Below are 8,576 nucleotides of genomic sequence, written 5' to 3'. Positions count from 1 at the left end.
TCGATGCGTTGGTGGCCGATTTGCTCTTGGAATAGGGAATTACGAGGCCAAACAAAATTTTCGAGGGTTTGGGCTTACACCCCCTGCTCGCGTCGGCGCTGGTGGAGGGACTTCGCCAACAAAAAGTGTTGTTACCCACGCCGGAGGTCATCGACCGCATTTGTGCTGAGTCGATAACCCGGGCCAACCGGCGGATCTATGCGGCGCTCACGGACGTACTGTTGGCCGACCATCGCCAACGACTCGATGCGCTCCTCAAGCGCAAGGAGGGCAGCCAGAAGACAGTGCTGGCCTGGCTGCGGGAGGCGCCGGCCAAGCCGAACTCGCGGCACATGCGCCGGCACATTGAGCGTTTGCAGGCCCTGCAGGCGATAGACCTGCCCGCCGGCATGGAACTCCTGGTTCACCAGAATCGTCTGCTCAAGCTGGCCCGCGAGGGCGGCCAAATGACGCCGGCGGATCTCGCCAAGTTCGAGACCCAGCGCCGCTATGCGACCCTGGCGGCACTAGTCATCGAAGCCACCGCCACGGTAACGGATGAGATCATCGACCTGCACGACCGCATCCTGGGGAAGTTATTCAACGCCGCCAAACAAAAACATCAGGAGCAATTCCAGCGCTCTGGGAAGGCCATCAACGACAAGGTTCGTCTGTACGGGCGGATCGGCGATGCCTTGCTGGAAGCCCGCAAGAGCGGTGCGGATCCTTTTGCGGCCATTGAATCGGTTCTTTCCTGGGAGGCATTCACCGCCAGCGTCACCGAAGCCAAAGATCTCGCCCGGCCCGCCGACTTCGATTTCCTCCATCACATCGGTGACAGCTACACCACCGTCCGACTTTATGCCGCACCTTTTCTGGCCGTTCTCAAATTACGGGCGGCACCGGCGGCCCAGGACCTGCTTGACGCCATTGCGGTGATCCGCGGTCTGTATGACAGCAATACCCGCAAGATGCCTGCGGACGTACCGACCCGATTCATCAAGCCGCGCTGGAAAAAGCTGGTGGTCACCGGGGACGGTATCGACCGGCGCTACTACGAGCTGTGCGCCCTGTCCGAACTCAAAAATGCCCTGCGCTCCGGCGATATCTGGGTGCAGGGCTCACGCCAGTTCAAGGATTTTGACACGTATCTGATCCCTGCCTGGCGTTTCGATGATCTCACTCAAGCCGGCGCCCTGCCGCTGGCTATAAACACCGACTGTGAGACTTATTTGCAGGAGCGCATGGCACTGCTGGAACAGCAACTCGCCAGTGCCAATCATCTCGCGGCCGCCGATGACCTACCGGATGCCATCATCACGGATTCCGGTCTGAAAATTACCCCGCTGGATGCGGTGGCACCCGACACGGCGCAAGCGTTGATCGACCAGACAGCGGCGCTACTGCCGCACATCAAAATCACCGAACTGCTGATGGAGGTGGACGCCTGGACCGGATTCACCCGTCACTTCACGCACCTCAAGAGTGGCGATGAAGCCCGGGACAAGACCCTGCTGTTGACGGCGATTCTGGCCGACGGCATCAATCTGGGATTGAGCAAAATGGCGGAATCGAGCCCCGGCATGACCTATGCCAAGCTGTCCTGGCTGCAGGCCTGGCACATCCGCGATGAGACCTACTCGGTGGCTCTGACCGAACTGGTCAACGCGCAGATGCGCAACCCCTTTGCTGGGCATTGGGGAGACGGCAGCACGTCATCCTCAGATGGACAGCGTTTTCGTGCTGGCGGCAAGGCCGAGAGCACTGGACACGTCAATCCGAAGTATGGGGCGGAGCCGGGGCGGTTGGTCTACACCCACATCTCCGACCAATATGCGCCGTTCAGCAGCAAGCTGGTCAATGTCGGGGTGCGCGAGTCAACCTATGTGCTTGATGGGCTGCTGTACCACGAGTCAGATCTGCGGATCGAAGAGCACTACACGGACACGGCCGGCTTCACGGATCACGTCTTTGCTCTGACACATTTGTTGGGGTTCCGGTTTGCACCCCGGATCCGGGATCTGGGGGAAACCAAACTGTTTCTGCCCAAGGACAGTCCCGGATATGACGCCCTCAAACCGATGATTGGCGGCACCCTGAACCTCCAGCTCATCCGCACCCCTTGGGCAGATATCCTGCGTCTGGCGGCTTCCATCAAGCAGGGGACGGTGACGGCCTCACTCATGCTCCGGAAGCTCGGCAGCTATCCGCGTCAAAACGGTCTGGCGGTGGCCCTGCGCGAGCTGGGGCGCATCGAGCGTACGCTGTTCATCCTCGATTGGCTGCAAAGCGTGGAACTGCGCCGGCGGGTACAGGCGGGGCTGAACAAGGGAGAGGCCCGCAATGCGTTGGCTCGGGCAGTATTCTTCAACCGGCTGGGGGAGATCCGGGATCGGGGCTTTGAGCAGCAACGCTACCGAGCCAGTGGCTTGAATCTGGTGACGGCGGCTATCGTGCTGTGGAATACCGTGTACCTGGAGCGGGCAGTCAGCGCCCTGCAGGAGCATGGGCAAGTGGTCGACGAAACGCTGCTGCAGTACCTGTCTCCCTTAGGTTGGGAACACATCAATCTGACGGGGGATTACCTGTGGCGGCGTAGCGCCAGGCTCAAGCAGGGGAAATATCGGCCGCTGCGGCCCTTCACGGGTGCTTAACGTACTTTAAATTCCGTTTTCTGAAGGGACCCCTTCGTGTAAGGCTTTCTCGATGGCCGCGATGTAGTGCCGATAGTCCCAACCTGCAGCCAGAGTCTGCGCGGCACGTTGGAAGCGCTTCTCTCGTTCCCGGTTTGCTTTCCGAACAGCAGGGGTTTCCAGGATTTTCTTTTTGGCTTCTTCAAGCTTGGCAAGAGCCGCCCGCTGACGTTCCATGATCTCGGCCTGTTTCCTTTCAAAATCCGCCAGGCGCTGCTCGGCGGCCCGACGAATCCGCCTTTTCGTTGCTTCCATGAGATATCCTTCAGCTATTCACTGTGTCCGTAAACTCTTTCCCTGCCTTGATCTTGATCGTCTTCTTCGCGGGAATGTCGATCTCTTGCCCTGTGGCGGGATTCCGACCCTTGCGGGCGGGTTTTTCTACAACCTCAAACGTACAAAAGCCCGGAAAGACGATCTTTCCGGCGGTCGGCAAAGCCCTTTCCAGGGTCTGCCGGAAGGCCTGAAATACCCTCTCAGCCTCCGCTTTGGACATCGCTCCGTGCTGTGCCATAGCGGTAACGAACTCAGATTTTGTCATGGAACCAGCCTTATGGGAGAAAAACAAACACCAAGGTAGGCGAAAAAGTGTGGTCTGCAAGCCATCAATCGACACCATCAGGCAGAAAGACCTCTTTGCCTTCCTGCGGGAAACCCCTCCAAAACCCCATTCCCTTCTCATCCAGTACTACCAAACCTAGGCCTACAATCGTCGCAATGCTCGATACTCACACGCCACAGCCCCTCTATCGCCATTCTTCCACCAACAGGGATGGCTGATCACGGATTCGGGTCAGGAGAATGTGTATTTGTAACAACAGGAATAACAGGATACTCTTTTTTCTTCCTCTTCCGAAACAAAATCACAAAAATGATAATACCGAAAAGAATCGTTGTTACTGTATAAAAAAGAAATAAAAAAAGATCTTGAGAAAGTAAATAAAAGAATACGAGAAAGAAATTGAGCAAGGCGCTCGTTCCCCAAAAAATCAAGGAAGAACCTTCTGGATACTGCCAAGATTTCCGAATCTGAAAGAATGTAGCAACCCATATGATGATAAAATTGAAAATCAGAAAAAAGAAATACAGATGATTTTTCTGTAAAAGAAATTTTTGATGTTTTTTATAATTTTCCGAACTTCCGTAGCCTTGATACATTTGAAATTCGTTGGACGCATTGGTGAACTTTCGTCCCAGTCCCTTTTCTGGTATGAAATGTTCCCAATGATCGGCAAGCTTCTGATTATATAGAGGGCTGTGTGGATTCTTATAGATTTCCGCCAACTCTTCTGCAGCCAAAATACTCCCATCATGCGCTGCGGATTCATACAAGGGTATGGCGGCTTGCACATTTTTCGGAAAACCGCCTTTCCCATGTTGGTGAAGACGGGCCAAAAAATATTCGACAGCATAATCATGTTGGCTTGCGGCCTTTTCCAACCAGTAAATGGCCTTTTTCTGATTTTTTGCTACTCCATCTCCATGGTAATACGCAAGACCCAGAAAACTCTCGGCATGTGGATTTCCTGCATGGGCACTTTTTCTCGCCCAAAACAAGGCTTTTTGCGGTTGGTGGATATTCTGGTAATAGATTGAAAGCCCCATCATGGCCTTGGCATTCCCTTCTTGGGCGCTCTTTTTCAATATCAAGAATCGGTTATATCCATCATACGCGCTCAACGCTAATACCTTGGACTCTGCATACGTCAAATTGGGGCCTGCAGGCCACGGAGAACCTGGATTACCAAATGCATATACGGGAGAATAAAAGGATGACAAAAGCTGAAAGATCAGAAAGATTGTCGCAAAAAGAAGAAATTTTACTCTAGGCAAGACGATCATGATGCTATCTCTCTGGCAGAGGTTCGACGGTATCCAAATTAAAGACTGAACGCTTCCAAGTTTAGCTGAATACCCAAAAGCATTTAGTCGAATTCTGAGGGGACCCCTTCTTGGTCGAAAAAGTGACACTCCCCCAACAGGCGCGTTTGTTCAAGTTCTTCGAGGGGGTTTACCCCCAGCCCCTCACGCTACGTGACCGTCAGCGTATCCAAAGCCATCAATATCTCTGACCGTACTCACTCAAACTCGTGTAATCCAACCCAATATGTTTGTCATTGTGCCCTCAGCATCTTCTTATCAGAAGATGCCACCCCAGCCAGTCATGCCTAACCCCGCTCGACAAGTTTGATATTATATTGTGCCATTCTTCCTGCCTGCCCGCCTTGTGCGGCCGCTTTCTTCCACCACGTTATGGCGGTCATCGTATTCTTCGGCACACCACGGCCGTGGTAGTAGGCATTCCCCAGGTTATATTCCGCCGGGGCATATCCCTGAGCGGCGGCTTTCTCGTACCAGTAGACCGCCTTCGCGTAATCCCGCGGCACACAATAGCCGTTGACGTAGACTACCCCCAGGTTATATTCCGCCGGGGCATATCCCTGAGCGGCGGCTTTCTCGAACCAATAGTCCGCCTTAGCGTAATCCAGCAGCACTCCTTGGCCGTGGGCGTAGACTGCTCCCAGGTTATATTCCGCCTTGGCATATCCCTGATCGGCGGCCTTCTCGAACCAATAGTTCGCCTTCACGTGGTTTTTTTTGCACTCCAGTAGACACCCAACCACAATTGGGCTGCAGCATCCCCAGACTTCGCCGCAGATTCCAATTTGGCTAGGCCCGTAGTGTTTCCCTTGGCTGCGGCCATCTCCAAGTCTTTCGCCTGCGTGTTGGTCATCGCATAGGCACTACCTACAGAAAACAGTCCCATAAGCGCCAACGGGATAACGATACGAGCCTTCATCCTATTCTCCTTTGCGGATATAAATTCTCTGATTTTCACAAAAGCTTACATAAGGATTGGCTTTCAGCCTAGCGTGGGGGCATCGGCGGACACGAAAAACTCCCGCAGCAATCGTTACCGTAACAGATATTTTCCAGACCATCAGATTGATAATCCGCTGTTCTGACCGGTCCAATCATGAGTAAATACAGGCGTTGCAGCAGGTATCGTGCCGTGAAATGGGGCGCTTTGCCCAAAATACGCCCAAGTTCACCGCTTCGCAGCTGCTCCGCCGCTTTCTCTACTTGAAGGGCAGGGCTTCCTGCTGGATATGGACGCTGCTGAACTCCGGGTCTTTATGGACTAAAACCCCGTTGTGCAGGAGGGTCGTCGCCGCAATCCAGGCGTCTGCTAACGATAAGCGGTGCTTTGCCTTGATTTCGGCGGCAGCCTCCAGCAATTCCGGACTCTCGTGTATCCAGACAATGGGTAACGACTGCGCCTGTTCGTAGGCCAGTCGTGCCGCAGGTTCTCCTTCGTCCTTCCAGACGCGGTAGAGTGTTAATCAGCGTTATTTTTTTGCCATCTGTCAGCATCAGGTGTTTTCCACCCCATATCGCGGAATATGAATCATTAGTCCGTTGAAACATTTGGTGCATTAGCGAAATGCTGAGGCTCTCAATGGCGAACCATCCAAACGCTGATTTCTGCTGAAAACTGGATAATCACCAGCGCTGTTTGACACAAATGAGCGGAGAAATGCCCCCTTTCCCGCGATAATTCACATCGGCGCCAGAGTGAACCAGATGCACAATTTCAGAAGCATCTCCCTTGCAGGCGGCGTTAGCCAGCGCGGCAGCTTTTGCATTAGAAAAAATCTCTTGCGCGGTCATGCCATGCAGACGAAACAAAGCCGCATCGGATGCAGTATTGAGTAGGAAAAGAAGCGATAGAACCGCAACAGCAACGATATAAATTTGTTTATGGATCGTCATGAGCTTTACCTTAGCACCGAGTTCATAGAATCCTACATCTTTGGGGCGACTCTATCCTTACCGAGGGGGCATTTTGCCATCGTGTTCTAAGTGATGGTTTTGGCATTGATCAGTCTTTGGGTTGATCTTACAGAGGAAAAAGGCATCTCCATTTCCCATATCTAAGCTCATAGTAAAATTAGGAGTTTTATAGTTTGATCACACTTCAAAAGCTGTATAGATATTTTTTTTCTCCGTTTTTGACATGCGGCCCACTTTAAAATAAACAATGGTTTTATGGTTATCGTTGTAGGGATACTTAATCCATAAAGTATCAGGATAAGCTGTATCTGGGAGCAGATCTTTATATTCTACAGAGTAAATTGGGTTTTTAATGTAATTTGGTAGAACATACAAGAAGGTATCCTTGATGGATTTATTTCCAAAATGAATTTTTTTTCCAATCATGCCATCATTCTGAGCTTTGACTATAGGCAAAAAATCGCCCCCCATAGATGTTCGCGCAAAAATTTTCCACGTTCCCATAAAATCCGCAATGGTCAGACGGGGCGTAGTGCTGGCAGTCGGGGTGGGAGTTGTAGCGGCATCCACCGGCACACCGGAAATAAGAAGACTTAGCGCGCAGCCAGTCAATACCACATGCAGAGAACGCAAGATTTGCATCATCGTCATGGAATAGAATCCTTTTAAGCCGCTTTGAGCGGCTCACGAACTAAAGCTCCCGGCTTTGCCGGGAGATATTTACCTAACCACACAGATTGGGAGATTTTCTACCATGATTCGGAAAATTAACCGTATCATGTTTACAACAAAAACGACTTGTCACACCACCCTGGCATTCTCGCGTAACTCTATCCTGCATAAGAGAGACAGGAAAGCCGTAATATGTAGAGAATTGATAAAATGTATTTATCGGGGGTGTGCACTTCTTTCTGATCCAAGTGTAAAAATTATTTTTTTCCAATCTGTTGATATTTTTCTCTCCTATTGAAGGATATGCAGTACTATTTTTTTGCCCAATAGCGCCGTAAAATCTATTTTTGTCAATTTTTTTTGCAAGAATATATACTAAAAAATGTTTTGATTCTACATATGTCCGACCAGTTTTAGGCGTCGGTATTTTGGCGGTTCGTACCACACAAGAGAAACCTGCCTCATACCCCGTTCTGTTTTTAAATACAAAATGCCCAATGTTACATTCCGTAGACTGTTCTGAACCAGTTCCAGACATTTCCACTTCTAGCCTGAGATAAGCAAGTGAAGGAATGGAATTATTCTGAGCAACGCACACATGCCCAGTTTTGTTAGAATTTATCCATAAACCCGGTTTTAGGAAATCTGTAGAATATGCACACCCAGAAAAAATTGTACAGAAAGCTATGATATATTTAGTTATGTGTCTCATGTTTATTCTCCTATTATGGGCCATATACGTTGCTGCTATTTAATGCACAGTTCCCCGATGCACATTGCCCTTTTGGCACGGCTGTCCATACAGATAATCCTTTCTTGGCGCGGGCAGCATCACCAATTGTTTTCGGATTTGCGTCGTAGTAATTAATGAATTTATTATATGCGTTATCTATGTATGCGTAGTTGCCAGTGTTTAATGAATTCTGCGCTGAAGAAAAGAACCCCTGTTTTTGGGCACCAGAACAACCAGAATTGTATGACCTGTCTGTCAGGGCATCAAACTCACAAGAAGACATATTATATCCCTTCATATTTTGACGAACGCAGGCTTCAGCCTGGTCCAAATTCTTTTGCAATACTGAATCCACTTGGGACAATGAATAGTGTTGGCCTAACTGTTGTTTAGTGCAAGGTTTGTGATCTATTAAATGACCAATACCAACCGTACAGTTACCTAGGCTGTCGGTATAAGGTGTTAAACGAACACTTTCAGCAGCTGGTAGAAAATTGGTTTTGTAACCTCTAGTTACCTGTGTGCTTGATTTAACGTTAATACAAGCACTTTGGGATTTTGTCGAAGCCGTAGGCGCAGCAGCGGGAGTGCACTGTGTTTGCGCGGCCTGCTGTTCGGGCAGTGCGGAGGTTTTGACGCAGCAGCTGCCTGCGGGGCAGGCTGCTGATGCGGGATGGGGTGCGGCTGTCTCGTGCGTCTTGAAG

Annotated in this window: 9 protein-coding genes and 2 pseudogenes; 1 reads left to right on the top strand and 10 read right to left on the bottom strand. The window is 50.7% G+C overall.

From position 1 onward, the window contains the following. Positions 1-83 precede the first annotated feature (83 nt). Positions 84-2,633, top strand: a pseudogene (locus tag HAP95_RS06080) (Tn3 family transposase); the annotation flags it as partial. Between the two features lie 6 nt (positions 2,634-2,639). Here the strand turns inward: HAP95_RS06080 and HAP95_RS06075 are convergent. The 10 genes and pseudogenes from HAP95_RS06075 to HAP95_RS06035 form a co-directional block, all read right to left on the bottom strand. After that, complete coding sequence (locus HAP95_RS06075) at positions 2,640-2,927, bottom strand: hypothetical protein (RefSeq protein WP_215883401.1); 288 nt, start codon at positions 2,925-2,927, stop codon at positions 2,640-2,642. Between the two features lie 10 nt (positions 2,928-2,937). After that, on the bottom strand, positions 2,938-3,213 hold the full coding sequence (locus HAP95_RS06070) for an HU family DNA-binding protein (RefSeq protein WP_215883400.1): 276 nt from the start codon (positions 3,211-3,213) through the stop codon (positions 2,938-2,940). Between the two features lie 239 nt (positions 3,214-3,452). After that, entirely contained in the window at positions 3,453-4,514 is a 1,062-nt protein-coding gene (locus HAP95_RS06065) for a tetratricopeptide repeat protein (protein ID WP_215883399.1), read from the bottom strand. 326 nt (positions 4,515-4,840) lie between these two features. Next, positions 4,841-5,260, bottom strand: a complete 420-nt coding sequence (locus tag HAP95_RS06060; RefSeq protein ID WP_368356560.1) for a tetratricopeptide repeat protein — start codon at positions 5,258-5,260, stop codon at positions 4,841-4,843. Continuing rightward, positions 5,257-5,472 (bottom strand): hypothetical protein, encoded by a 216-nt coding sequence (locus HAP95_RS17090; RefSeq protein WP_226832603.1) that lies wholly within the window; start codon positions 5,470-5,472, stop codon positions 5,257-5,259. Before HAP95_RS17090 ends, HAP95_RS06060 begins: the two co-directional genes overlap by 4 nt. A gap of 280 nt (positions 5,473-5,752) precedes the next feature. Further along, positions 5,753-5,983: pseudogene (locus HAP95_RS06055) on the bottom strand (PIN domain-containing protein); the annotation flags it as partial. A gap of 193 nt (positions 5,984-6,176) precedes the next feature. Continuing rightward, positions 6,177-6,446, bottom strand: a complete 270-nt coding sequence (locus tag HAP95_RS06050) for a hypothetical protein (RefSeq protein ID WP_215883398.1) — start codon at positions 6,444-6,446, stop codon at positions 6,177-6,179. Positions 6,447-6,644: 198 nt separating this feature from the next. After that, on the bottom strand, positions 6,645-7,118 hold the full coding sequence (locus HAP95_RS06045; protein WP_215883397.1) for a hypothetical protein: 474 nt from the start codon (positions 7,116-7,118) through the stop codon (positions 6,645-6,647). Positions 7,119-7,191: 73 nt separating this feature from the next. Then, positions 7,192-7,851 (bottom strand): hypothetical protein, encoded by a 660-nt coding sequence (locus tag HAP95_RS06040; RefSeq protein WP_215883396.1) that lies wholly within the window; start codon positions 7,849-7,851, stop codon positions 7,192-7,194. A 13-nt stretch (positions 7,852-7,864) separates the two neighbouring features. Continuing rightward, positions 7,865-8,576 (bottom strand): lysozyme (locus HAP95_RS06035; RefSeq protein WP_215883395.1); only part of this gene is annotated, 712 nt, incomplete at its 5' end.

It is taken from the genome of Acidithiobacillus sulfurivorans, assembly GCF_018853815.1.
In the GTDB taxonomy this organism is placed as follows: Bacteria; Pseudomonadota; Gammaproteobacteria; order Acidithiobacillales; family Acidithiobacillaceae; genus Acidithiobacillus; species Acidithiobacillus sulfurivorans.
The sequence above is the reverse complement of the archived record's forward strand: the minus strand, read 5'-3'. Positions and strand labels throughout refer to the sequence as shown.

Excerpts from the sequence above, each read along its gene's own strand:
- HAP95_RS06075 (WP_215883401.1), bottom strand. The coding sequence starts at position 2,927 with ATGGAAGCAACGAAAAGGCGGATTCGTCGGGCCGCCGAGCAGCGCCTG.
- HAP95_RS06070 (WP_215883400.1), bottom strand. The coding sequence starts at position 3,213 with ATGACAAAATCTGAGTTCGTTACCGCTATGGCACAGCACGGAGCGATG.
- HAP95_RS06065 (WP_215883399.1), bottom strand. The coding sequence starts at position 4,514 with ATGATCGTCTTGCCTAGAGTAAAATTTCTTCTTTTTGCGACAATCTTT.
- HAP95_RS17090 (WP_226832603.1), bottom strand. The coding sequence starts at position 5,472 with ATGAAGGCTCGTATCGTTATCCCGTTGGCGCTTATGGGACTGTTTTCT.
- HAP95_RS06050 (WP_215883398.1), bottom strand. The coding sequence starts at position 6,446 with ATGACGATCCATAAACAAATTTATATCGTTGCTGTTGCGGTTCTATCG.
- HAP95_RS06045 (WP_215883397.1), bottom strand. The coding sequence starts at position 7,118 with ATGACGATGATGCAAATCTTGCGTTCTCTGCATGTGGTATTGACTGGC.
- HAP95_RS06040 (WP_215883396.1), bottom strand. The coding sequence starts at position 7,851 with ATGAGACACATAACTAAATATATCATAGCTTTCTGTACAATTTTTTCT.